At 71.1% G+C, this 22165-nt stretch carries 20 protein-coding genes; 11 read left to right on the forward strand and 9 right to left on the reverse strand.

Going from position 1 to position 22165, the window contains the following annotated elements; translation table 11 throughout:
- Positions 1–7 precede the first annotated feature (7 nt).
- The 4 genes from AC07EQ_RS23715 to AC07EQ_RS23730 form a co-directional block, all read right to left on the reverse strand.
- On the reverse strand, positions 8–1639 hold the full coding sequence (locus AC07EQ_RS23715; protein WP_478390088.1) for a (2,3-dihydroxybenzoyl)adenylate synthase: 1632 nt from the start codon (positions 1637–1639) through the stop codon (positions 8–10).
- A 10-nt stretch (positions 1640–1649) separates the two neighbouring features.
- Positions 1650–2894 (reverse strand): isochorismate synthase DhbC, encoded by a 1245-nt coding sequence (gene dhbC / locus AC07EQ_RS23720; protein ID WP_478390089.1) that lies wholly within the window; start codon positions 2892–2894, stop codon positions 1650–1652.
- Between the two features lie 31 nt (positions 2895–2925).
- On the reverse strand, positions 2926–3711 hold the full coding sequence (locus AC07EQ_RS23725; RefSeq protein ID WP_478390090.1) for a 2,3-dihydro-2,3-dihydroxybenzoate dehydrogenase: 786 nt from the start codon (positions 3709–3711) through the stop codon (positions 2926–2928).
- A 155-nt stretch (positions 3712–3866) separates the two neighbouring features.
- Positions 3867–4469, reverse strand: a complete 603-nt coding sequence (locus AC07EQ_RS23730) for a TetR family transcriptional regulator (RefSeq protein WP_478390091.1) — start codon at positions 4467–4469, stop codon at positions 3867–3869.
- Between the two features lie 91 nt (positions 4470–4560).
- On the opposite strand from AC07EQ_RS23730, the gene AC07EQ_RS23735 reads away from it, so the two are divergent.
- The gene (locus AC07EQ_RS23735) at positions 4561–5331 is read left to right on the forward strand and encodes an SDR family NAD(P)-dependent oxidoreductase (RefSeq protein ID WP_478390092.1); all 771 of its coding nucleotides are present in this window, start codon (positions 4561–4563) and stop codon (positions 5329–5331) included.
- A 79-nt stretch (positions 5332–5410) separates the two neighbouring features.
- Here the strand turns inward: AC07EQ_RS23735 and AC07EQ_RS23740 are convergent, their stop codons facing one another.
- Together AC07EQ_RS23740 and AC07EQ_RS23745 are read right to left on the reverse strand one after the other, a co-directional pair.
- Positions 5411–6748, reverse strand: coding sequence for a carboxyl transferase domain-containing protein (locus AC07EQ_RS23740; RefSeq protein ID WP_478390093.1), 1338 nt, complete (start codon positions 6746–6748; stop codon positions 5411–5413).
- A complete protein-coding gene (locus AC07EQ_RS23745) occupies positions 6741–8189 on the reverse strand; it encodes an acyl-CoA synthetase (protein ID WP_478390136.1) in 1449 nt (482 codons plus the stop codon). The genes AC07EQ_RS23740 and AC07EQ_RS23745 overlap by 8 nt, the downstream gene beginning before the upstream one ends.
- A gap of 194 nt (positions 8190–8383) precedes the next feature.
- Between AC07EQ_RS23745 and AC07EQ_RS23750 the strand changes: the two genes are divergently transcribed.
- The 6 genes from AC07EQ_RS23750 to AC07EQ_RS23775 all read left to right on the forward strand — a co-directional run bounded on the left by AC07EQ_RS23750 (position 8384) and on the right by AC07EQ_RS23775 (position 14894).
- The gene (locus AC07EQ_RS23750; protein ID WP_478390094.1) at positions 8384–9109 is read left to right on the forward strand and encodes a FadR/GntR family transcriptional regulator; all 726 of its coding nucleotides are present in this window, start codon (positions 8384–8386) and stop codon (positions 9107–9109) included.
- Between the two features lie 297 nt (positions 9110–9406).
- A complete protein-coding gene (locus AC07EQ_RS23755) occupies positions 9407–9901 on the forward strand; it encodes a VTT domain-containing protein (protein ID WP_132484363.1) in 495 nt (164 codons plus the stop codon).
- Between the two features lie 72 nt (positions 9902–9973).
- Entirely contained in the window at positions 9974–12085 is a 2112-nt protein-coding gene (locus tag AC07EQ_RS23760; RefSeq protein ID WP_478390095.1) for a catalase, read from the forward strand.
- 226 nt (positions 12086–12311) lie between these two features.
- Positions 12312–13742, forward strand: coding sequence for an amino acid permease (locus AC07EQ_RS23765; protein WP_478390137.1), 1431 nt, complete (start codon positions 12312–12314; stop codon positions 13740–13742).
- Positions 13743–13773: 31 nt separating this feature from the next.
- Positions 13774–14703 carry a DUF5753 domain-containing protein gene (locus AC07EQ_RS23770; protein ID WP_478390096.1) on the forward strand — a complete coding sequence of 310 codons (930 nt, stop codon included), beginning with the start codon at positions 13774–13776 and terminating at the stop codon, positions 14701–14703.
- 2 nt (positions 14704–14705) lie between these two features.
- Entirely contained in the window at positions 14706–14894 is a 189-nt protein-coding gene (locus AC07EQ_RS23775; RefSeq protein ID WP_478390097.1) for a DUF397 domain-containing protein, read from the forward strand.
- A gap of 19 nt (positions 14895–14913) precedes the next feature.
- Here AC07EQ_RS23775 and AC07EQ_RS23780 read toward each other — a convergent pair whose 3' ends face one another.
- Complete coding sequence (locus AC07EQ_RS23780) at positions 14914–15840, reverse strand: SDR family oxidoreductase (RefSeq protein ID WP_478390098.1); 927 nt, start codon at positions 15838–15840, stop codon at positions 14914–14916.
- Positions 15841–15885: 45 nt separating this feature from the next.
- Positions 15886–17328 carry an MFS transporter gene (locus tag AC07EQ_RS23785; RefSeq protein ID WP_478390099.1) on the reverse strand — a complete coding sequence of 481 codons (1443 nt, stop codon included), beginning with the start codon at positions 17326–17328 and terminating at the stop codon, positions 15886–15888.
- Between the two features lie 223 nt (positions 17329–17551).
- Here AC07EQ_RS23785 and AC07EQ_RS23790 point away from each other — a divergent pair, with 223 nt between their 5' ends.
- The 4 genes from AC07EQ_RS23790 to AC07EQ_RS23805 all read left to right on the forward strand — a co-directional run bounded on the left by AC07EQ_RS23790 (position 17552) and on the right by AC07EQ_RS23805 (position 20921).
- Positions 17552–18412 carry a TetR/AcrR family transcriptional regulator gene (locus AC07EQ_RS23790; RefSeq protein WP_478390100.1) on the forward strand — a complete coding sequence of 287 codons (861 nt, stop codon included), beginning with the start codon at positions 17552–17554 and terminating at the stop codon, positions 18410–18412.
- 75 nt (positions 18413–18487) lie between these two features.
- Complete coding sequence (locus AC07EQ_RS23795) at positions 18488–19372, forward strand: beta-keto acid cleavage family enzyme (RefSeq protein ID WP_478390101.1); 885 nt, start codon at positions 18488–18490, stop codon at positions 19370–19372.
- Between the two features lie 149 nt (positions 19373–19521).
- A complete protein-coding gene (locus AC07EQ_RS23800) occupies positions 19522–20484 on the forward strand; it encodes a 3-hydroxyacyl-CoA dehydrogenase NAD-binding domain-containing protein (protein ID WP_478390102.1) in 963 nt (320 codons plus the stop codon).
- Positions 20481–20921 (forward strand): thioesterase family protein, encoded by a 441-nt coding sequence (locus AC07EQ_RS23805; protein ID WP_478390103.1) that lies wholly within the window; start codon positions 20481–20483, stop codon positions 20919–20921. The genes AC07EQ_RS23800 and AC07EQ_RS23805 overlap by 4 nt, the downstream gene beginning before the upstream one ends.
- A gap of 28 nt (positions 20922–20949) precedes the next feature.
- Here AC07EQ_RS23805 and AC07EQ_RS23810 read toward each other — a convergent pair whose 3' ends face one another.
- Positions 20950–22080, reverse strand: coding sequence for a hypothetical protein (locus AC07EQ_RS23810; RefSeq protein WP_478390104.1), 1131 nt, complete (start codon positions 22078–22080; stop codon positions 20950–20952).
- Positions 22081–22165 lie beyond the last annotated feature (85 nt).

The raw sequence follows: 22165 nt of genomic DNA on the forward strand, positions 1-22165 counted from the left end.
GCTCGGCTCACGTCCGGTTCCGCAGCTCCGGGACCAGCTCGCGGGAGATCGCCTCCCGCAGGTCGCGCTTGCTGACCTTGCCGACCCCGGTCTGCGGGAACTGCTCGACGAACTCGACCCGGTCCGGCACCTTGTACGCGGCCAGGCCGCGTTCGCGCACGAACTTGATCAGCTCCCGCGCCTTCGGTGGGGTGCCGCGCGGCACGACGAACGCGCAGCTGCGCTCGCCGAGGTAGTCGTCGGGCATCGACACCACCGCGGCGTCGTGCACCGCCGGGTGCGCCAGCAGGTGGTTCTCCACCTCCTCGGCGGCGATCTTCTCGCCGCCGCGGTTGATCTGGTCCTTCGCGCGGCCTTCGACGACGACGTTGCCCGCCGGCGTGAGCCGGACGACGTCGCCGGTGCGGTAGAAGCCGTCCGCGGTGAACGCCCGGGCGTTGTGCTCCTCGGCCCGGTAGTAGCCGCGGATGGTGTAGGGCCCCCGGGTGAGCAGGTGCCCGGTTTCGCCCGGTGCCACCGGGTTGTCCTCGTCGTCGACGACGAGCACCTCGTCGTCCGGCGAGATCGGGCGGCCCTGCGTGCCGAGGACGACGTCCTCTGGGTCGTCGAGGCGGGTGTAGTTGACCAGGCCCTCGGCCATGCCGAACACCTGCTGCAGCGTGGCGCCGAGCACCGGCCGCACCCGCCGCGCGACCTCTTCGCTGCACTTGGCGCCGCCCACCTGCAGCACTTCCAGGCTGGACAGGTCGTGCTCGGTGTTCGCGGCGGCGTCCAGCCACACCAGCGCCAGCGGCGGCACGGCCGCGAGGAGCGTGACGCGTTCGCGCTCGATCAGCGGGAACACCTCGTCCGGGCTGGGCCGCCGGGCCAGCACGACGGTGCCGCCGGCGTGCAGCACGCCGAAGGTGCCGGGCGAGCTCATCGGGAAGTTGTGCGCGATCGGCAGCGCCCCGAGGTAGACCGTGCCGGCGGTGACGCCGCAGATCTCGTTGCTGGCGCGGAAGGAGTAGATGTAGTCGTCGTGGGTGCGCGGGATCAGCTTCGGCACGCCGGTGCTGCCGCCGGAGAGCTGCAGGAAGGCGATGTCGCCGGGCTCCGGGCCGGCCGGCTCCGCGGGTTCGGCGTCCACATCGGACAGCGCCCGGAACTCGCCCGGCTCACCCGCGATCAGCACCTGCAGCCCGGGGATCTTCGCGACGACCTCGGCCGCCAGCTTCCGGTGGTCGAACCCGGCCTCGACGTCGACGGTGATGTAGGCGGTGGCCTCGCTGAACTCGCAGAAGTAGGAGATCTCGGTCAGCCGGTGCGAGGGCAGCGCGAACACCGGGATCGCGCCGAGCCGGAACAGCGCGAAGCACACGTCGAAGAACTCGGCGATGTTCGGCAGCTGCACCACGACCCGGTCACCCGCGCCGACGCCGAGCTCGCGGAGCCCGGCCGCGAGCCGGTCGGCGCGGACGTCGAGGTCCCGGTAGGAGACGCGGCGGTCGCCGTCGACGACCGCGGTGCGGTCGGGGTGTTCGGCGGCGCGTTCGCGCAGCAGCTGTCCGAAGGTGTAGCCGCGCCAGTAGCCCGCGGCCCGGTAGCGCTGCGCGAACTCGGCCGGCCAGGTTGGGCAGCCGGGTAGCGATGCGGTCATGTTCTCCCCCTCAGAAGGCCTGGTCCAGGCCCATCGCGGACAGTGCGGTGCGGAACTTCGCGGACGTCTCGGCGAGTTCGTCGGCCGGGTCGGAACCCGCGACGATGCCCGCGCCCGCGTACAACCGCATCGAATCGTCCTCGATGTCGGCGCAACGGATGGCGACCACCCACTCGCCGTCACCCGCGGCGTCGCACCAGCCGACCATGCCCGCGTAGTAGCCGCGCTCGAACGGTTCGGTCTCGGCGATGACGTCGCGGGCGCGCTGCAGCGGGGTGCCGCAGACCGCGGGCGTGGGGTGCAGCGCGTCGGCCAGTTCCAGCGAGGAGGTGGCCGGGTCGCGGAGCTCGCCGGTGATCTCGGTTGCCAGGTGCCACATGGCGGCGGTGCTGATCACCGACGGCGCGGGGACCTGCAGGTCGCGGCAGAACGGGCGCAGCGCCTGCACGACCGCGTCGACGACGGCGGCGTGCTCGCGGTGATCCTTGTCCGAAGTGGACAGTTCGGCTGCGCGGCGCCGGTCCTCGACCGGGTCGGTGCTGCGCGGCCGCGAACCGGCCATCGGGTTCGACCGGACCCGCATGCCGCGGCGGGAGACCAGCAGTTCCGGGCTGGCGCCGAGGAAGGTGCGCCGCAGCGGCGGCGGCGCACCGAAGCTGTCGCGGGTGCCGTCCTCGCCGTGCCGCGGCAGATCCACCGCGAAGGTGTAGCTGGCCGGGTCCGCGAGCGCGAGGCTGCGCAGCACGCCGCGGACGTCGATCGGCTCGGCGGCGGTCAGCTCCAGGGAACGCGCGAGGACGACCTTGCTCAGCTCGCCGTCTTCCAGCCGTCGCAGCACCCGGCTGACGCCGCGCTCGTACTCGGCGGGCGCGGGCACTGGGCGGACGGAGCAGTCCGGCGCGCCGTTGCGCGGCGGCTGCGGCACCACGACGTTCAACGGCGCGGCCCGGACGACTTCGTCGGGCAGCACGAGGTGCGCAGGCAGGTTCTCGCCGAACGGCACCGCACCCACCACCATCGGGTTGCGGCGGCCGAATTCCGTTGCGCTGTTGAGGAAATCGGCCACCCGCCGAGGCAGTTCCTCGCGCGCGCACTGGGTCTTGGGGACGATCGCGGACACGCCGCGGGCTAAGAGCACGCCGTGCGGCGCGGAGAAGACGAACGACGAGCCTGCCTCGTACGCCGCCAGCAATCGGGTCGCCTCGTCGTCCGCGACGAGGCCGATGCTGTCGGTTTCGCTGTCCATCGTGGTCATGGCAACCTTTCCGGGTGTGCGGCAGGCGTGGTCAGGCGCGCAGTGTCGCGCCGCCGTCGACGTACAGGTCGTGCATCGTGATGTGCCCGGCCTGGTCGGAGGCCAGGAAGACGACTGCGTCGGCGATGTCTTGCGGGGTGGCGAGCTTGCGCAGCGGGATGCCCGCCTTGAACGTCTCCGGAGAGCCGGCGATGACGCGCTCGGCGCCGCGCTCGTCGGCCCACATCCCGCGCTGCATCTCGGTGTCGGTGGAGCCGGGCGCGACGACGTTGCACCGGATGCCGTACTCGGCGAGTTCCAGCCCGAGCGACTTGGTGAACAGCGTCGCCGCGGCCTTGGAGGCGGCGTAGGCGGACATCCCGTGCCGGGGCACGCCGGCGGCGTTCGAGCTGACCGTGACGATGGCGCCGCGCCGCCGGCCGATCATGTGCTTGGACACCGCGCGGGACAGGTTGAACACCCCGGTGGTGTTGACCGCGAAGGTGCGGTGCCAGTCCTCGTCGGTGAGCTCTTGCACTGTGCCGACCTGCAGGACTCCCGCGACATTGGCGAGGACATCGATGGGGCCGTGCGTACGCTCGACTCGGTCCACGACGTCGTTGACGGCGGCGGCGTCTGCGACGTCGGCGCGGTAGGCGTAGACCGCGTGGCCGCGCCCGGTCAGCTCGGCGGCCACGGCTTCGGCCTGCTCGCCGTTGCGGTCCACGGCCGCGACCGCGGCGCCGAGCTCGGCGAGCGCGGTGGTCACCGCCGCCCCGATGCCCTGGCCCGCGCCTGTCACGATGGCGACCTTGCCGCCGATCCCCGTCCGGTTCATCGCGCCCTTCTGTCAACTCAGGCAAGCCTAACCTTTGTCAGGCGAGCCTGAGTTTAGAACACGGACGTGTTCGGATCTTCCCTCCATCGAGGTGGCATTGATCACCGAGCGCAATCCGCCGCACCACGAATGCCGCCCTGCCTAACCCGGCCGAACTAGCGGCCGAGACCCGCAGTGAGCTCGCGCATGCAGCGGACGGCGAGCTCCGCCGGCGACCCCGCGCCGTCCGCCGGGGCATCACCGGCCGCCCACGCCTCGACGGCCACCCGGATGGCGGTCGTGGCCGCCGCGGCCGCCAAGCGGACCTGCAGGTCGTCTGCACCACCGGCGCGGTCGGCGAGCAGCGGCACGAGCCGCTGCTCCGACTCCTGGTTGACACTCGCCCACACTGCCAGCAGCGCCGGATCGCCCGCGGCCGCGCGCAGCAGGCCCCGCGTCCATTCGAAGGACTCGACGTCCCCGTCATCGCGGACGGCCAGGGCGCTTGCGGCGGCCTGCTCCAACGCCTCCGGCAGGGAGATGTCGCGCGGCGCGGCCGCCAGCAGGTCCTGCCAGCTACCCGCGCCGAACGCCAGCAACGGCGCGACGGAATCCTGCTTGGTGCGGAAGTAGCGGTAGAAGGTGCGAAGGCTCACCCCGGCGCGATCGGCGATGGCCTCAGCTGTCGTGCCGTCGGAGCCGCGCTCGGCGAACAGCGCGGCGGCGGCACGGGCGATTTCAAGCTGGGTGGCGGCCTTTCGGCGTTCGGTGAGGTTCACTCCCCCAGTTTAGGAATAAGGTGTCCATGTGGCATGTTGTGCCACCTAGACACGTTGTGTCGATACCGCGCAAGAGGGAAGGGGAAGCCCAATGGAGCGCTTCGAGGGACGACGCATCCTGATCACCGGGGCCGGTTCGGGCATCGGGCAGGCCACCGCGCACCGGATCCTCGCCGAGGGCGGCCGGGTCGTCGGGTTCGACCGCGACGAGCAGGGCCTGGCGGCCACCGCGGCCACCGCCGCCGAGAACGGCACCGCCGACCGGCTGACCACCGCCGTCGTGGACGTCGCCGACGAGAGCGCCGTGCGCGCGGGCGTGGCCGACGCCGTGTCGACGCTCGGCGGGCTCGACGTGCTGGTGAACGCGGCCGGCATCCTGCGGTCGGCGCACACGCACGAGACCACGCTGGAGTTCTGGAACACGATCCTGGCGGTCAACCTGACCGGCACGTTCCTGATGACCCGCGAGGCGTTGCCCGCGCTGCTGGAGTCCGGGCACGGTGTCGTGGTCAACTTCAGCTCGACCTCGGCGAGCTTCACGCACCCCTACATGGCGGCCTACGCGGCCTCCAAGGGCGGCATCCAGTCGTTCACCCACGTGCTGGCCGGCGAGTACGCCAAGCAGGGCCTGCGCGCGGTCGCCGTGGCACCCGGCTCGATCAGCAGCGGCATGACCACCGGCCGCGGCCCGGGCCTGCCGGAGGACGCCGACATGAGCCTGTTCGCGAAGCTCATGCCCGCCATCGGGCAGGGCATGGCTGGGCCGGAGACGGTCGCGGGCGTGGTGGCGATGCTGGCCTCCGACGACGGTGCGTTCGTCACCGGCACCGAACTGCGCATCGACGGCGGCACCCACATGTAGGGCTGTTTCCGAACTCGTTCCGCATGGCGGTGCGGGTAGCGGAGTCGAGCCGATGTCCACCGCGAGTTCGCGGTGGACATCACCGCGCGATGCCCTGGACGAAGCCCAGGTCCAGCAGGTCCTGGGGGCGCAGCCGCAGGTGGTCGGCCAGGTCCGGCACCTCCGCCGGGTCGCGCTTGAGGATGGCCGCGCTGGATTCGGGCGCGATGACCGCGAAATAGGCGTCCGAGGTGATCCAGGTCCGCTCCGGCGCGGCCAGCGCCAGCGCACCACCCGAACCGCCCTCCCCGATGACCAGCGTGGTCACCGGCACCCGGGCGTCGGCGATCGCGGCGAACACCTCCGCGATGGCCGGTCCGATGCCGCCGCGCTCGGCCGCCGCGTCGTTGGCCGCGCCCGGGGTGTCCACCAGCGTCAGCACCGGGACGCCGAGCTGGTCTGCCAGCCGGATCAGCCGGGCCGCGGTGCGGAACCCGGCCGGGGTGTTCGCGGCGCCGGTCTGGGCGGCGAACGCGACCGTGCGCCCGTCGTGATCGCCGAAACCGCAGATCATCCCACTGTCCCGGCCACCGGCGCGGTCGCCGCTGATCTCGAAGCGCCGGGTGCAGTAGGCGTCCAGGTACGCCCCGGCGCGCGGCCGGTCCGCCGAGCGCGCCCGCTGCACGGCCTCCCAACCCGTGGCAGGCGGCTCGCCACCGGCCAGCGACGCCGGGACCGGGGCCGGTTCCGGCGGCCGCACCAGACGCTGCGGATGCAGCAGCGACACCAGGTCCGCCAGCGCAGCAGGCAGCTCCGCGTCGTCGACGACCTGGTCCACCTGGCCGTCGGCCAGCTTGCCCTCGGCGTGGAACGCCTCGCCGGTTTCGGACGCGTCGCGCACCCGGCTGCCGCCGAAGGCGACCGCCGCGCCGGGCGAGGCCAGCACGACGTCGGCCGCGGCCGCCAGCGCCACCCACATGCCGCCGGTGGTGGGGTCGCGCAGCACCGCGATGTGCGGGATCCGGTCCTGGCGGGTCAGCAGGCAGGCCCGCGCGATCTCCTGCAGCTGGCGCAGGGCGCAGATCCCCTCCTGCATCCGGCTGCCACCGGAGGCCACCAGCGAGATCACCGGCACCCGCAGCTCCCGGGCCTGCTCGAACGCCGCGACGATGCGCGCCCCGGCCGCCTCCCCGACCGAGCCGCCGAGGTAGGCGAAGTCGAAGGCGATGAGCACCGCCTGCCGCTGCCCGACCCAGCCGCGACCGCACAGGACCGACTCCTCCGAGCCGGTCCGCGCGGTCGCGCGGGCGCGCTGCTCGTCGTAGCCGGGCCAGCCCAGCGGGCCGTCGCCGGCCGCCGGCCCGGCCGGGGGCTCGAACTCCTCGAACCCCCGGCTGACCGACTCGACGACCGCGCGAGCAGCGGTGTGCTCAGCCATGCTGCAGCGCCTTTTTCTGCACCTTGCCCATCTCGTTGCGCGGCAACGCGTCCAGGAACCGCACCTCGCGCGGCCGCTTGTGCGGGGTGAGCAGGCGGGCCACGTGGTCGGCCAGCTCCTGCTCGGCGGGCTCCTGACCGGGCGCGCGCACGATCCAGGCGATGATCCGCTCGCCCAGGTCCGCGTCGGGCTCGCCGGTGACCGCGACCTCGGCGACCGCCGGGTGCTCCAGCAGGCAGTTCTCGATCTCGCCCGCGCCGATCTTGTAGCCGCCGCTCTTGATGATGTCGGTGGCCTTGCGGCCGACGATCCGGATGTAGCCGTCCGGCGCGCGGGTGGCCACGTCGCCGGTGCGGAACCAGCCGTCGGCGAACGCCGCCTCGGTGGCGTCCGGCCGGTTCAGGTAGCCGCTGAACAGGTTCGAGCCGCGCACCAGGATCTCGCCGACGGTCTCGTCGTCGCTGGCGGTGATCTCGCCGCCCTGCTCGTCGACGAGCTTCAGCTCGACCCCGGCGAACGGGCGCCCCACGTAGCCGGGCCGCCGGTCGCCGTCGGCCCGCACGCCGCAGTTCATGATCGTCTCGCTCATGCCGTAGCGCTCCACGACCCGCTGGCCGGTCAGCCGCTCGATGCGCTCGTGCTCCACCGCCGGCAGCGCCGCGGAACCGGAGACCAGCAGCCGGGCCTTGCCGACCGACCGCCCGATCTGCGGGTCGCGCTCGGCGTCCTCGGCCAGCCGGTGGTACATGGTCGGCACGCCGAACATCATCGTCGCGGGCCCGGCGAGCTCCTCCGCCACGGCGGCGGACGAGAACTTGCCCAGGTGGTGGACGGTGCCGCCCAGCCGGACCGGGCCGAGCGTGCCGAGGATCAGCCCGTGCACGTGGAACAGCGGCAGGGCGTGCACCAGCACGTCGCGCTCGGTCCACTCCCAGGCTTCCGCCAGCGCGTCGAGGTTGGCGCGGATCGCGCGGCGCGGCAGCACGACGCCCTTCGGCGGCCCGGTGGTGCCCGAGGTGTAGACGATCAGCGCGGGGTCGTCCTCGTCCGCTTCCGGCGGCAGTTCCCCACCGCGCACGTCCAGGTCGACCTCGTGCACCGGCACGTCGCCGAGGCCTTCCGGCCGCTGGAAACCGGGCGGCGCGAACAGCAGTTCCGGCCGGCTGTCGCCGAGGATGTGCGCGAGCTCGCGCTCCCCCACCTTCGGGTTGATCGGCACCACCGCGACGCCCGCGCTCAGCCCGCCGATGACCGCCGCGCAGGTCTCCGGCGACGCCGTCGCCCAGACCGCGATCCGCTTCGCCGTCCCGACGCGCTCCGCGATCCCGGCGGCCACCGCCGCCAGCTCCCGGTAGGTCAGCGCCTTCTCGCCGAAGCGCAACGCTTCCTTCTCGTCGGGCTTCCGCAACTCGGGGAACAGCACCTGCGCCGCGCCGGCCATGACCACCTCCACGTTCGTCAATGTCCCGCCCGCGGACCCGCGATGCCCGGCGAGCCGGCATTGGTCCACTGGCTCGACCACTTTTGCGCCGTTTCGGACACCGCGTCAAGTGGATGTGGCAAAATTGGCTCATCCACTCGACCACAAGGTCGGTGTTAGCCTGATCACCATCCGTCCGGCCTGGAGGAAACCCGGTGTCCGAAGCCCTGCGACCGCTCGCCCGCCCGCGCCTGTACGAGCAGGTGGTGCAGCGGCTGCGGGAGCACGTGGCAGATTCCGGTCTGCGCGTCGGCGACCGGCTCCCGCCGGAGCGGGAGCTCGCGGAGCGCCTCGGCGTCAGCCGCGCGTCGGTCAAGCAGGCGATCGTGGTGCTGGAGGTGCAGGGCCTCGTCGAGGTCCGCCACGGCGGCGGCACCTACCTGCGGCGCGAGTCGCTGGACGCGGAACCCGTCGCCGAACTCGTGGCGCGCAAGCGCCGCCTGCCGGACGTCCTGGAAGCGCGCGAAGCGCTGGAGACCAAGCTCGCGGAGCTGGCCGCGCAGCGGCGCACGGACGCCGACCTCGCGGAGATCGAGGCGGCGATGGCGGACATGCGCCGCGAGATCGCCGAAGGCGGGCTCGGCAACGAGGGCGACCGCCGGTTCCACGCCGCGGTCACCGCCGCCGCGCACAGCTCGCTGCTGGCCGACTTCATGCGCACCATCGCGACCGAGATCGCGGAGAGCCGCCAGGAGTCGCTGCGCCAGCCCGACCGGCCGGGCAAGTCGCTGGCCCAGCACGAACGCATCGCCGAAGCGATCCGGGAGGGCAACCCGCGCGCGGCGGTCACGGCCATGCGCCGCCACCTCCAGACGGTGAGCCGGGTCCGCCTCCTCTCCTGGGACCCCGACGCCGACCCCACCCGCTCCGACGAGGCGTGAACGGGGCACCCGGCCGAACGCGGAGCCCGCACCGATCGGGTGATCCTGGCGTTTTCGCGCGAAAACGGCGCGGCCAGGCGTGGGAAACGCCGCTTTCGCGCGAAAACGCCGCCCCGCCACCCGGGCAACGGCGCCGGAGATCGGCGAAGCATGCCTCCTCCGGCCGAACCGCCCGGTTCGGGTGTGAGCCGTTCGGGCCGGTAGGCTCGGGCGGGCCTGTTTCCGCAGCTACGGAGCATTCGACTTGATCCACCACCCGGTTTCGCAACACGGGCCTGCCGCCGGCCGGGTGATCAGATGATCGGGTGGCTGCTGGCCACCGCGGGCACCGCCGCGCTCGGCAGCGTGTTCCCACTGGTCAACATCGAGCTCTACCTGCTCGGCGTGGTCTCCACCGTGGACGGCGTCAGCTGGTGGGCGTTCGGGCTGGCCGCGGCCGTCGGCCAGGTCGCCGGGAAGACGCTGTTCTACCTGGCGGGCAAGGGCGGCTTCGCGCTCGGCGAGCGGTTGCGCAAGCGCGTCGAGGCCAAGCGGAAGGGCCGGTGGGCCGGCTGGTTGGAGAAGTTCCACCAGCGGACCGAGGAGCGCCCGTGGTGGGGCCTGGGCGTGCTGTGCCTCAGCGCCGTTCCCGGCATCCCGCCCTACAGCCTGATGTGCTTCCTCTCCGGCGCGGCCGGTATCCCGCTGCTGGGTTTCCTGCTCGCGAGCCTCGTCGGCCGGTCGGCGCACTTCCTGATCGTCGCCGGCGCGCCGGAGCTGCTGCACTGGCTGCCCGCCGCGCTGGGCTCGTAGCCGGCGAATACCGGTCCGGGCGGCCGGGAACCCCCCTGGGCGGTTAGCCGACACCGAGGGGAGCCAGCCGCAATGGGCACGGATGGGCACGACGCCAAGCAACGACAGCTCGACCAGGTCCGCCAGGACCTGACCGACACCGAACTGACCACCCAGCAGGGCGTGCGCGTCGACCACACCGACGACGCGCTGAGCGCCGGTGAACGCGGCCCGACGCTGCTGGAGGACTTCCAGGCCCGCGAGAAGATCACCCACTTCGACCACGAGCGGATCCCGGAGCGCGTGGTGCACGCGCGCGGCGCAGGCGCCTACGGGCACTTCCAGCCCTACGACGACAACGGCCTCGCCGACCTCACCACCGCGCAGTTCCTGACCGATCCGGGCCGCCGAACCCCGGTCTTCGTGCGGTTCTCCACCGTCGCGGGCTCGCGCGGCTCCGCCGACACCGTGCGGGACGTGCGCGGATTCGCCACGAAGTTCTACACCGACGAGGGCAACTACGACCTCGTCGGCAACAACATGCCGGTGTTCTTCATCCAGGACGGCATCAAGTTCCCCGACTTCGTGCACGCGGTGAAACCCGAGCCGGACAACGAGATGCCGCAGGCGGCCTCGGCGCACGACACGTTCTGGGACTTCGTCGGCTTGCAGCCGGAAACCCTGCACATGGTCATGTGGCTGATGTCCGATCGCGCGCTGCCGCGCAGCTACCGGATGATGCAGGGCTTCGGGGTGCACACCTTCCGGCTGGTCGACGCGCAGGGCCGCGGGACGTTCGTGAAGTTCCACTGGAAGCCGCTGCTGGGCAGCCATTCGCTGGTGTGGGACGAGTGCCAGAAGATCGCCGGCAAGGACCCCGACTACAACCGCCGCGATCTGTGGGAGTCGATCGAGGCCGGGCAGTTCCCGGAGTACGAGCTGGGCGTGCAGCTGGTCGAGGAGTCCCGGGAGTTCGACTTCGACTTCGACCTGCTGGACGCCACCAAGATCATCCCGGAGGAGGTCGTGCCGGTGCGGCCGGTGGGCCGGATGGTGCTGGACCGCAACCCGGACAACTTCTTCGCCGAGACCGAGCAGGTCGCCTTCCACACCGCCAACGTCGTGCCGGGCATCGACTTCACCAACGACCCGCTGCTGCAGGCCCGCAACTTCTCGTACCTGGACACCCAGCTGATCCGGCTGGGCGGCCCGAACTTCGCGCAGCTGCCGGTGAACCGCCCGGTGGCCGAGGTCGCCAACAACCAGCGAGACGGCTACGGCCAGCAACGCATCCACAGAGGACGAACCAGCTACTTCAAGAACAGCCTCGGCGGCGGCTGCCCGGCGCTGGCCGACGAGGGTGCATTCACGCACTACCAGGAGAAGGTCGAGGGGCACAAGATCCGCAAGCGCAGCGAGAGCTTCAAGGACTTCTACGGCCAGGCCACGCTGTTCTGGAACAGCATGGCGCCCTGGGAGAAGGAGCACATCGTCGCCGCGTTCCGCTTCGAGCTCGGCAAGGTCGACCACCAGCACGTCCGCGAGACCGTGGTGCAGCAGATCGAGCAGATCGACCACGAGCTGGCCGTGGCGGTGGCCGAAGGCGTCGGGGTGGCGACCCCGAGCGGCGGCACGCCCAACCACGGCCGCAGCTCCCCCGCGCTGAGCCTGGTGAACCAGGGTGCCGACACCATCGCGACCCGCCGCGTCGCGGTGCTGGTCGCCGACGGCGTGGACGCCACCGAGGTCTCGCAGATCCGGCGCGAGCTGTCCGAGCGCGGCGCGATGGCGGAGGTCCTCGGCCTGCGCGACGGCGCCGTCCGCAGCGCCGACGGCGACGAGGTCCCGGTCGACCGCGCCATGAACACGATGGGCTCGGTGCTCTACGACGGCGTGATCGTGCCGGGCGGCGCGGAAAGCGTCCGGGCGCTTTCCGGCGACGGGTTCGCCGTGCACTTCGTGGCCGAGGCGTACAAGCACAACAAGCCGGTGGCGGCCAGCGACGAGGGCATGGAACTGCTGCAACGGGCCGGGGTCGCGGAGGCCCGCAAGCCCACCGGCACCGACGGCGTGGTGACGGAGCTCGGCGTGGTCACCGCCGCGCACACCGGGGGCGCGCTGCCGGAGGGGTTCATCGCGGAGTTCGCCGCGGCTCTCGGCAAGCACCGCGCGTGGGAACGGGACACCTCGTCGGTGCCCGCCTGATCGGCACCACACCGCGTGCGGGCGCCGTTTTCGCGCGAAAACGGCGCCCGGCGTGCGTGGCCGCGGCGATTTCGCGCGAAATCGCCGTCCGGTTCCTCCCCGTTCGTGCCGGTTTCACCTCGATGTTGATAACTTTTCGTGCCCTCATCGGCACCCATAGCGATTGTTCACTGGGCGTTGGCGCCGGAGTCATCTACGGTGCCTGCCTGTGAGCGTCTTTCGAACAATGCCCGTCGAGGACGTCCTGACCCGCGGCGAGCGCAGCGGCCTGATCCGCCGGCTCACCGGGCGCGACCTGGTCGGATTCGGCATCGGCATCATCATCGGCACCGGCGTCTTCACCTTGGGCGGGATCGAGGCCAAGGAGCACGCCGGACCCTCGGTGGTGCTGTCGTTCGTGGTCGGCGGCATCGTCGCAGCGCTCGCCGCGCTCGCGTACGCCGAGCTCGCGTCGGCGGTGCCGACCGCAGGCAGCGCCTACACGTACGGGTACGCCACGCTGGGCGAGCTGTTCGCCTGGATCATCGGCTGGGACCTGCTGCTGGAGTTCGCGCTCGGCGCGGCGGTGGTATCGCGCAGCTGGTCGGGGTACGTCTCGAACCTGCTCGGCCTGCCGCCGCAGTGGTTCGGCGAGGACGCCACGATCAACGTCGGAGCGATCCTGATCATCGCGATCCTCACCGTCATCGCGGTGGTCGGCATCCGCGAATCGTCGTGGGTGACCAACGCGCTCGTCGTGGTCAAGGTCGCGGTGTGCGTGCTGGTGATCGTCGCGGGGCTGTTCTTCTTCAACGGCGCCAACCTCACCCCGTTCATCCCGCCGGCCCAGCCCGCACCGGAAACCGCGAGCGGGCTGGAGCAGCCGCTGTTGCAGGCGGCGCTGGGCATGGAGCAGTCGATGTACGGCATCGGCGGCATGTTCACCGCGGCGGCGATCGTGTTCTTCGCCTACACCGGCTTCGAGGCGCTGGCGAACCTCGGCGAGGAGACCAAGCGCCCCAAGCGCGACCTGCCCGTGGGGCTGCTGGGCAGCCTGATCGTGTGCACCGTGCTGTACGTGGCGGTCGCGATCGTGCTCACCGCGATGGTCGACTACCGGCAGATCGACGAGGCCGCCCCGCTGGCGGCGGCGTTCCAGTCCGTCGGCCAGCCGTGGGTGGCGGCGCTGATCTCGCTGGGCGCGGTGACCGGGCTGACGTCGGTGATGATGGTCGAGCTGGTCACCATCGGCCGCATCGGCTTCGCGATGAGCCGCGACGGCCTGCTGCCTCCGAAGCTCTCGCAGGTGCACCCGAAGTGGGGCACGCCGCACCGGATGACCATCGGCGGCGCGGTGGTGATCATGCTGCTGGCGGGGTTCATCCCGATCTCGGAGCTGGCCGACATGGTCAGCATCGGCGCGCTGTCCGGCTTCGTCATCGTCTCGATCGCGGTGCCGGTGCTGCGCAGCCGCAAGCCGGACCTGCACCGCCCGTTCAAGATGCCGCTGTCGCCGGTGCTGCCGGTCATCTCGGCCCTGGCGTGCCTGTACCTGATGTCCAACCTGGACGTCATCACCTGGATCCGCTTCGGGGCCTGGCTGGTCCTGGGCCTGGCGATCTACTTCCTCTACGGCCACCGCCACGCCCGCCTGGCCGACCCGTCCCGTTCGAAGTGAAGGGCGCCTTCGACCGGTACAACCGATCAAGATGCCCTTCACCACTTCGAACAGCGCCGCTTCAGGCCGCGGTGAGCTCCTCGATCGCCTTCGCGCCGAGGGAGATCAGCGCGGCGAGGTTCTCCCGGCCGATGCTGAGGACATACTCGCTGTTCCGTCCACAGTAGAGAACCACGAGGAAGCGGCGAATGCGATCGGCAAGGTCCGGTCCCGCATCGTCGACCTGGAAGACGGTCGCAGCGCCACGCCCGAAGACGACCTCGTCAAACTCCTAGACTGCTACGGCGTTAGCGACGAAAAGCGCGAGACGGTGCTCTCCCTCGGTGCGGAAGCCCGAAAACGCCAACGCAGAAGGACCTATACAGACCTGCTGTCCGGAGCTTTCCAGCGCTTCGCCGACCTCGAAGCCAGCGCCACCGAGATCAGCAGCTACGAATCCGGAATCATCCCGGGCTTGTTGCAGTCGCGCGGTTATGTGCGCGCGGTCATCGAAGAGTGCGACGGGGTGTGGTGGGACGCCACCACCGACGCCGAACTGGAGCAGCGCATCGCGTTCCGGTTGGACCGCCAGGAGCGCAGTCTGACCCCGACCGGGCAGCGTTCATTCCGGTTCGTGCTCACCGAGGACTCGTTGCGGGCAGTGGTCGCCGACGATGAAGTGATGCACGAGCAATTGCAACACCTGGCAGCCCTCGTCGACACGCGCGACGACCTCATCGTGCAGGTCCTGGAGCAGGATGCGAGTCGCAATCCGGCCCGAGGCGGTGGTTTCACCGTCTTCAGCTTCAGCGACAGAGGAACCCCGGTCGGCTTCTTCACCGCAGTCTTCGGTCCCTCCACGTATCACAGCGATGAAGCCGATACAGCGAGCATGCTGCATGGTTTCAGTGAGCTTCAGAACCTTGCACTCGATCGAGACAAGTCGCGAGCATTGATCGACAAGATCTCGAAAGGTGGCTGACCATGTCGCGACTTCAATCTGACACAGGCTGGTTCAAGAGCTCCCGCAGCACCGGCGGCAGTGACAATTGCGTCGAGGTCCGGCTCCAACACGACATCGTCCGGGTCCGGGACTCCAAAGCTCCCGACGACGGCGTGCTGGCCTTCAACTCCGCCGTATGGGGCTTCTTCCTGGCCTCTTTGAAGGGGTAAGGGCCTACGGGTGGCCGGTTCAGGCGTTGGCCCAGCTGTCCGGTTGGGTTCCGTCGGTGTCGGTGAAGCCGTACTCCCCGGCGAGTCCGGCGGAGGTCACCGAGCTTTGGTTCCACCTCGCTCGGTTCGGGTCTGCGGCCAGTGCCGCGACCGCCCGGCCGACGTAGCGCGGTGATTCCGACGAGGCGAATCCGCCTGGAGCCGTCGGGCGTCCATCTGCCCGGTCGGGTTCCAATGCGGCGCGCCAGTTCGCTTCGGTGACCCCGTAGTTGTCGAGCATCATTTCCGAGCGCAGCCAGCCCGGTGTGATCGCGACGGCCGTTGCGCCGTGCGGCGCGAGTTCGTGGCCCTGGGAGAACGCCAGGCGGTTCACCGCGACCTTGGCCAGGTCGTAGAACACCGAAATGCGGTACCTCGAAGCGTTGTAGGCGGCGGTGCCGTCGGTGACTTCGACCAGCAGGCCGCCGGGCTTGGTGATCAGCAGCGGCAACAGGTGGTGCGAGGTGATCAGGTGCGTCTCGACGCCGAGCCGGAGGATGCGCAGACCGGCCGCCAGATCGTGTTCCCAGATCGGGGTGTTCCAGTCGGCGGGCCCGCCTTTGAGCCGCTCGGCGCCCCAGATGTCGTTGACCAGCACGTCGAGGTGGCCGTGCTCGGCCCGGACGCGTCCGGCCAAGCGGCGCACCTGCTCCGCGTCGAGATGATCGACCCGCATCGCGATCCCGGTCCCGCCGAAGCCGGTTACGATCTCGGCGGTCTCCTCGATCGTCTCAGGGCGGTCGTAGTCCGACCCGCCACGGCCGGTCGAGCTGCTGCGTCCCGTGCAGATGACGGTCGCACCGGCCTCCCCCAGCGCAGCCGCGATGCCCCGCCCGGCACCCCGGGTCGCCCCCGCGACGAGAGCGACGCGCCCGCGCAGCGCTTCTCGATCCGGCACCCACCGCATCCCGCGATTCTGGCACGCTCGCCCGGGGATCGGCCGCTCTCGGCGTCAGCCCCCGCCCGACGGATCAGCGGGGTGCCTCGCCAGGAAGACCTCAGCCAGGGCCACGAGCAGGGCCGCCGTGACGAAGCCGACCGAGACGATCAGGCCGTCCGAGATCGCCGCGTCGAAGCCGCTGGTGGACAGCGTTCCGAAGAACAGGCCCGAGGCCGCCGCCGTGCCCACCGCCGAGCCGATGCGCTGGCCCGTCTGCTGGACGCCTGCCGCCGTTCCGCCGTGGGCCGCGTCGATTTCGCTCAGTGTCACCGTCTGGTTCGGCGAGATCACCAGGCCGCTCCCGGTTCCGGCGACCAGCAGAGGCAGCGCCGTCACCAGCCCCGCCGCCTCACCCGGGTGCATGGCCAGCAGCAGATCCGTCGCCAGCAGGCCGAGCAGTGCCGCCGCCAGGCCGATGATCACCAGGCGGCGGCCCATCCGGTACACGATCCGGCCGCCGAGCGCCGATGCCACCGCCGAGCCCACCGCGAACGGCGTCAGCGCCAGTCCCGCTTGCAGCGCCGAATATCCCAGCCCGCGCTGGAAGTACACCGCCAGCACGAAGAAGATGCTGGTGAAGCCCGCGAAGTACAACAGGCCCAGCGTCGAGCCGAACGAGTAGCTGCGGATCTTCAGCAGCCGCAGGTTCACCAGCGGCGAGTGACCCCGCACCCGGTACCAGTGCTCCCACGCCACGAACAGCGCCAGCAGCACGACGGCGACGATCAGCAGGAACCACGGCGCGCCGCCCTCCTGCTCGACCAACGGCAGCAGCAGGCACAGCAGGCCACCGCCGAGCAGCAGCACCCCCACGAGATCGAGGCTGCGGGACTGCTCGCGCGCGCCGTCGCGAGGCAGCACCTTCAGCCCGTACAGCACCGCCGCGACACCGATCGGCAGGTTCACGAAGAACACCCAGCGCCAGCCGTGCTCCTGCCCCGCTAGCTGGATGATCAGGCCGCCCAGCAGCGGGCCGATCGCCGTCGAAATGCCCACCACCGCGCCGAACAGGCCGAACGCCTTGCCGCGCTCGCGGCCGTGGAACAGCTGCTGCATCAGGCCGAGCACCTGCGGGTTGAGCAGTCCGCCCGCGACGCCCTGCAGCAACCGGGCGATGACCAGCCACAGCGGCGTCATGGCGAACCCGGCCAGCGCGCTGGCGACCGTGAACGCCCCCAGCGCCAGCAAGAACATCCGGCTGCGGCCCCGGTCGTCGCCGAGCCTCCCGGCGGGCACCAGGACCAGCCCGAAGGTCAGGGCGTAGCCGGAGACCACCCACGACAGCGCCGCCGCCGGCGCGTCCAGGCCCTGCTGGATCGACGGCAAGGCGACGTTGACGATGCTGACGTCGAGCAGGGTCATGAACCCGGCGACCAGGCAGATGGCCAGCACCCGCCAGCGCCGCGCGCTCTCCCGCCGTTCCGTCGTCTTCGCCGCCGGCTCGATGTGGTTCACGCGTCCAGCTCAGCACGTTCGTACTACCCTCGCACCATCCGACCCGGGCCGACATTGCGACCGACTGACGTATCAATCACAGTCCGACTCCTCACCGGCCGTCGCCTGGATCACGGTTCATGCGATTGGCTAGGCATGTTGGCCCGATCGGCGGCAACCCGACCGGATCGCAACACCACCGACTAATTGCGATTCTCGCAATGGACTGTTAGCGTTCCGTCCCGTGCAGGACACGACGGCGGCGTTGCGCCAGCGAGTGCGCGACGCGTTGCGCAAGTACCCGGGGAGCCAGCGTGCCTTCGCCGAGCAGATCGGGCTCGACCCGACCAAGCTGTCCAAGTCGCTGACCGGCACCCGCCGGTTCACGCCGATCGAGCTCACCCGCATCGCCGAGCTCACCGGCGTCACGGTGAACTGGCTGATCTACGGCGGCGCCGACGTCGAGACGGTGGCCGCCGCTCCGCAGCGCACCGCGCGGCCCGAGCGCGAACCCGGCGACCTCCGCGAGGCGGGCCGGTACCAGCAGATCCTCGACGCCGCCTGGACGCTGGTCGCCGAGCGCGGCTACCACTCGGTGCGGGTCGCGGACGTCGCCAAGGCCTGCGGCACCAGCGCCGCAACGATCCACTACTACTTCCCCGGCCGCAACGACCTGCTCACCGAGACCCTGCGGTACTCGGTGCGGCTGGCCTTCGACCGGCAGGTCGCCGAGCTGCACAGCATCGAGGACGCGCACGAACGCCTGCTGCGGCTGGTCGAACTCCAGCTGCCCACCCCGGGCCTGCTGCGCGCGGAGTGGTCGATCTGGCTCCAGGTGTGGACCGAGAGCGCCCTGAACCCGGATCTCCAGGTGCTGCACAACGATTCCTACACCCGCTGGCACGACACGATCGCCCGCACCATCCGGCAGGGCCAGCAGCAGGGCGTGTTCACCGACACCGATGCCGAAGAGCTCACCGTGACGCTCACCGCGCTCATCGACGGACTGGGCATCCAGGTGCTCGCCGGGCGGCCCGGCCGGTCGGTGGAGCGGATGCGCCGCGTACTACGCGAGTTCGTCGAACGCGAGATCGTCCACCACTGAAACCCGAAGAACCCACCCGGGCGCGGATTCCGGCGCGCCCGGGCGATCAGCCGCACCCATGGAAGGGAGAGCCCGATGGGCAACGAAGTGATCATCACCGCCGCGCTCACCGGCGCCGGTGACACCACCGGCAAGAGCGAGTTCGTCCCGGTCACCCCGGAGCAGATCGCGAAGTCCGCGGTCGAGGCCGCCGAGGCCGGCGCGGCCGTGGTGCACATCCACGTCCGCAACATCGAGACCGGGCAGGGCTCCCGCGATGTCTCGCTCTACCGCGAGGTGGTGGAGCGGATCAAGGAGACCGGCATCGACGTGGTCATCAACCTGACCGCCGGGATGGGCGGCGACCTGGTCATCGACGCCGACGACCCGCTCAAGCCGGTGGACGGCACCGACCTGGTCAACGGCCTGGACCGGCTGCCGCACGTCGAGGAGCTGCTGCCGGACATCTGCACCCTGGACTGCGGTTCGCTGAACTTCGGCGAGGGCAGCCAGCTCTACATCTCCACCCCGGACATGCTGCGCGCCGGCGCCAAGCGGATCCAGGAGCTGGGCGTCAAGCCGGAGCTGGAGATCTTCGACACCGGCAACCTGTGGTTCGCCACCAAGCTGATCGAGGAGGGGCTGATCGACGCCCCGCCGCTGTTCCAGCTGTGCGCGGGCATCCCGTGGGGCGCCCCGCCGGACCCGGGCCTGCTGCAGGCGATGGCGAACATGCTGCCCGCCGGCGCGAACTGGGCGAGCTTCGCCATCGGCCGCGACCAGCTGCGCTGGGTCGGCCTGACCGCCGCACTGGGCGGCAACGTCCGGGTCGGCCTGGAGGACAACCTCTACCTGAGCCGGGGGGTCAAGGCCACCAACGGACAGCTGGTCGAGCGCGCGGTGACGATCGTCGAAGGCATGGGCATGAAGGTCGCCACCCCCGACCAGGCCCGCGAACAGCTCGGCCTCCAGAAGCGCTGACGCCGGACGTTCCGTAGGCCCTGGCGATTTCGCGCGAAATCACCATCCGTCCCCCGTGCGGGCGGGCGATTTCGCGCGAAATCGCCCGCCTCGCGACGCGAGCGGCTGCGGCCGCGCATCGAAGACGACCTCGAAAAGGAATTCCCCAGTTGAACGAGAACACCCCCTCCCCCGCGGCGGTGCGACGGGTCGCGTGCATCGGTGCCGGTGTCATCGGCGGCGGTTGGGTCGCGCACTTCCTGGCGCGCGGCTACCAGGTGACCGCGTGGGACCCCGCGCCCGGCTTCGAGGCCAAGCTGCGCCGCCTGGTCGACGCCGCGTGGCCCGCCCTCATGGAGCTCGGGCTCGCCGACCGCGCCTCCCGCGACGACCTCGTCATCGCCCCGACGCTGGAAGAGGCCGTCGCCGAGGCCGAGTTCGTGCAGGAGAGCGCGCCGGAAGACCTTGCCCTCAAACGGGATCTGCTGGCCCGCATCGACGCCGCGACCCCGCCGGGCGTCGTGATCTCGTCGTCCACCTCCGGCTACGGCATGACCGAGATGCAGGTGGACTGCCCGACGCCGCAGCGGCTCGTGGTCGGGCACCCGTTCAACCCGCCGTACCTCATCCCGCTGGTCGAAGTCGTCGGCGGCGAGCGGACCGAGCCGTGGGCGGTGCAGTGGGCCGCGGAGTTCTTCGAGGTCGCGGGCAAGTCCGTGATCACCATGGACCGCGAGGTGCCGGGCTTCATCGCCAACCGGCTGCAGGAGGCGATCTGGCGCGAGGCGTTGCACATGGTCGCCAACGGCGAGGCCACGCCCGCGCAGATCGACGCGTCGATCACCGAGGGGCCCGGCCTGCGCTGGCCGCTGCTCGGCCCGTGCCTGACCTTCCACCTCGCCGGTGGCGAAGGCGGCATGGCGCACATGCTCGACCACTTCGGCCCGTCGCTGAAGTCGCCGTGGACCCGGCTGGAGGCGCCGGAGCTCACCGACGAGCTGCGCGACGCCATGGTCCAGGGCTGCGAAGAAGCCGCCGACGGCCGCAGCATCGCCGAGCTCGTCGCCGACCGCGACCGGGCGGTGATCGCGGTGATGCGCGCGATCGACGGCGTGCGGAACGGCAAGCCGTGACCGGGCTTCGGGAGCACCGGGAGCGCGTCCGTCCAGAGTGGATCGACTACAACGGTCACCTCAGCGAGGCGTACTACGTGCTGGTGTTCGGCTTCGCCACCGACGCGGTCATGGACCAGGTCGGGCTCGACGCGGCGTACCGCACCGGCACCGGGTGCTCGCTGTACACGGTCGAGGCGCACGTGCGCTACCTGCGCGAGGTCGGGCCCGATTCGGAGCTCGTGGTCACCAGCCGCATCGTGGGCACCGGCGCGAAGAAGGTGCGCATCTGCCACGAGATGGCGGTCGGCGGCACGGTGGTGGCGACCGAGGAGATCATGGCGCTGCACGTCGACGGCGCGCAGGGCGGCACCACGCCGTTCCCGGCGACGATCGCCGAGCGGTTCGCCGCGCTGGCCGAGCAGCCTCCGGAGTACGCGGGGCGGTCCATCGGTTGAGCGTGAGCGGGACTCCCCGGAGTCCCGCTCACCTGGCGGCGACGACCCGGTCCAGCGCCGCGCACACCGCGATGGCCACGACGAAGAACGCGCCGGCGGCGGCGAGCAGCCGGGCCTCGGGATATCCGCCCGTGGCGAGGAATCCGGCGTACGCCGCCGCCGCGCCCACCGCCGCCGCCAAGACCAGCTCGACGGCCCGGACCCGCCACGACATCGCCGAGCCGCGGGCCGCTTCGTGCACGCCGCAGACCACCGCGGCGGCGATGATGATCAAGCCGACCGCCGCCGACAGCATCGGAGTGCCGAAGGAGATCCCGTAGCGGATCGGCAGCGCGGGCGCGAAGAAGAACACCAGGAACCAGCCGAGCGACGCGCTGACCGCCGTGATGCCCGGCCCGGCCTGCGTCGTCGGCAACCGGCGCGCGACCAGCCTCGCCACGACGAGCACGCCGGCCGCCGCCGCCATCACCGGCGCCGTGGCCGCGAGGTGCCCGAGGTTGTAGAGCAACGCGGTGTCGTAAACGGTCAGCACCAGGACTCCCAGCGCCGCAGCCGAAACCACGAACGCCACCAGCTCCGCCACCGAGCCGACCCGCTCCCGGCGGCCCGCGGTCAACCGCGCCAAGAACCACGGCGCCACCAGCCCGGACACGACCCGGAGCGCGATGTCCCCGGCCGTGTAGGGGTTGGCCAGCGACCACTCGATCAAGCAGAACGTCGCCGTGTAGGACGCCGCCACCGGCCACACCAGAACCCGCCGGAACACCTCGGCCCCGAACCACCGGCAGATCGTCAGGTACGCCAGCAGCACGAACGGCAGTTCCAGCAGCGCCGGCACCCGCAACAGGCTCCACGACAGCAGTTCCGGGCGCGGCCACACCCCGGCCAGCCAGGCGATCACCGGGTTGTCGTCGGCCAGCGCGAACCAGCCGGCCGGCAGGTAGCGCGCGATGAACGCCGGGTCGCCGTGCCACACGCGCATCAGGTAGATCGTGCACAACACCTGGTTCAGGTAGATCGCGCCGGTGACCACCAGCAGCCAGAAACCGGGGTGCCGCAACAGGGTTGGGTGCGAGCCGCGTTGCCGCCGCGGCCACCGCCAGCCGACCAGGGCGACCACCGCGGACAAGACGATCAAGGCGCCGAGGACGACCGCCACCATGAACTCCCGGGTTGAAAAGCGCTTTCGCGGCAGAGACTATCCGCCGGCGGCCGGCCGGCGGGCGAAGTTGACCACGTTCGCC

This window comes from Saccharopolyspora sp. NPDC045839 (genome assembly GCF_056431645.1).

Coding starts and splice junctions, on each gene's coding strand:
- AC07EQ_RS23740 (WP_478390093.1), bottom strand. CDS start 6,748: ATGGCTGAGCACACCGCTGCTCGCGCGGTCGTCGAGTCGGTCAGCCGG.
- AC07EQ_RS23735 (WP_478390092.1), top strand. CDS start 4,561: ATGGAGCGCTTCGAGGGACGACGCATCCTGATCACCGGGGCCGGTTCG.
- AC07EQ_RS23770 (WP_478390096.1), top strand. CDS start 13,774: ATGCCCTTCACCACTTCGAACAGCGCCGCTTCAGGCCGCGGTGAGCTC.
- AC07EQ_RS23715 (WP_478390088.1), bottom strand. CDS start 1,639: ATGACCGCATCGCTACCCGGCTGCCCAACCTGGCCGGCCGAGTTCGCG.
- AC07EQ_RS23745 (WP_478390136.1), bottom strand. CDS start 8,189: ATGGCCGGCGCGGCGCAGGTGCTGTTCCCCGAGTTGCGGAAGCCCGAC.
- AC07EQ_RS23775 (WP_478390097.1), top strand. CDS start 14,706: ATGTCGCGACTTCAATCTGACACAGGCTGGTTCAAGAGCTCCCGCAGC.
- AC07EQ_RS23795 (WP_478390101.1), top strand. CDS start 18,488: ATGGGCAACGAAGTGATCATCACCGCCGCGCTCACCGGCGCCGGTGAC.
- AC07EQ_RS23760 (WP_478390095.1), top strand. CDS start 9,974: ATGGGCACGGATGGGCACGACGCCAAGCAACGACAGCTCGACCAGGTC.
- dhbC (WP_478390089.1), bottom strand. CDS start 2,894: ATGACCACGATGGACAGCGAAACCGACAGCATCGGCCTCGTCGCGGAC.
- AC07EQ_RS23725 (WP_478390090.1), bottom strand. CDS start 3,711: ATGAACCGGACGGGGATCGGCGGCAAGGTCGCCATCGTGACAGGCGCG.
- AC07EQ_RS23765 (WP_478390137.1), top strand. CDS start 12,312: ATGCCCGTCGAGGACGTCCTGACCCGCGGCGAGCGCAGCGGCCTGATC.
- AC07EQ_RS23755 (WP_132484363.1), top strand. CDS start 9,407: ATGATCGGGTGGCTGCTGGCCACCGCGGGCACCGCCGCGCTCGGCAGC.
- AC07EQ_RS23780 (WP_478390098.1), bottom strand. CDS start 15,840: ATGCGGTGGGTGCCGGATCGAGAAGCGCTGCGCGGGCGCGTCGCTCTC.